The sequence below is a fragment of the Micromonospora rosaria genome (assembly GCF_001567585.1).
In the GTDB taxonomy this organism is placed as follows: domain Bacteria; phylum Actinomycetota; class Actinomycetes; order Mycobacteriales; family Micromonosporaceae; genus Micromonospora; species Micromonospora rosaria.
This window is the reverse complement of sequence record NZ_LRQV01000306.1, coordinates 1-1,186: the sequence shown is the minus strand read 5'-3', so window position 1 is coordinate 1,186 and position 1,186 is coordinate 1. Positions and strand designations below refer to the sequence as shown.

The window sequence follows — 1,186 nt, the reverse complement described above, 5'->3', positions numbered from 1 at the left end:
CGGCCGATGTCGCGGCAGGAGTTGGCGGAGGCGGTCAACGCGTACGCCTACGAGCACGCGGGGCGCCGTGTCACCGTTGATGCACGCTACGTCGGCAAGCTCGAACGTGGTGAGCATCGGTGGCCGTTCGAGCCCTGCCGTACCGCGTTGCGGCAGGTGCTGGGCAAGGCCACCAACGCCGAAGTCGGGTTCTTCATCATCCACGGACACGCCAAAGACCCCGATCCGGATCTGGCTCCACCGCAGACGCTCTCGGATATGCCTGCTCCTGCGCCCGACGACACCGGTGGTGCGGCGGCGGTAGGCAGGGTGGTCGGTGACAATGGTGGTGGGCTGGTCGTTCCCGGCGGTGCGACGGTGCGGGTGAGTCTGACCGTCGCGGCGGCGCAGGTCAGGGTGGTGCGTGACGAGGGCGCGGCCGGACGTGTCGCTGTCCTGGCGGGGCCGGTCGAAGTGCTCATCGAACCATCCGACCCCGCGACCATCCTCGCCCCCGTACCGGCCCGTCCGAGCGAGGCGATCGACGGGCCCCAGGTGGGCCGGCCGGCGGATGGGCGGCGGCAGCGATGACGGGTGTACAGGTCGCCTGGCTCCGCTGCGGCGTCCGGACCTCGTAGGCGGGCGTGATGGGGCAGCGGCCGGCCGAGTTGAGGCCACATGCGTCCGCGCGTCACTTCCTTGGCGCGGAGTTGCGGTGCTGGCGGCAGCAGCGCGGGTTATCGCTGGCACGGCTCGCGGCGCTGGTGTACGTGAGCCCGGACCTTCTCGGCAAGATCGAGAAGGCGGAGCGGAAGGCCAGCCTGGATTTGATGAATCGCTGTGACGAGGTGTTGGGGACGGGCGGAGCGTTGGCCCGGTTGCGGCGGTTCGTGGACCACCAGACGGCAGCGCAGCCACGGACGGATGCCTCGGCGACGATGCCGACGCGGTTCAGGGTTGTCACGGAGATCGTGGCTGTCAGTTCAGTCGACTCCGACACCACACCGAGGTGAACAACGGCGGCCATTCGCGGTTGTAAGCACGTCGCGCTGGCGGCCATCCGCGACGTGCGGCTCGGCGCGCGGATCTGCCGAGAAGAGTGCACTCGATCATGGCTGTCGTGACCGATTTCTGTCCGTTACTAAACTACCGAGCGATGAACTCCGCAGATTCCGTCGGTCCGACTCACATGACCGACCAGATCATC

General features: G+C 68.2%; 1 protein-coding gene and 1 pseudogene. Both read left to right on the top strand.

Going from position 1 to position 1,186, the window contains the following annotated elements; genetic code table 11:
• A pseudogene (locus AWW66_RS34740) lies at positions 1 to 570 on the top strand (hypothetical protein); the annotation flags it as partial.
• Positions 571 to 626: 56 nt separating this feature from the next.
• Positions 627 to 992 carry a helix-turn-helix domain-containing protein gene (locus AWW66_RS32220; protein ID WP_157528345.1) on the top strand — a complete coding sequence of 122 codons (366 nt, stop codon included), beginning with the start codon at positions 627 to 629 and terminating at the stop codon, positions 990 to 992.
• Positions 993 to 1,186 lie beyond the last annotated feature (194 nt).

Excerpts from the sequence above, each read along its gene's own strand:
- AWW66_RS32220 (WP_157528345.1), top strand. The coding sequence starts at position 627 with ATGGGGCAGCGGCCGGCCGAGTTGAGGCCACATGCGTCCGCGCGTCAC.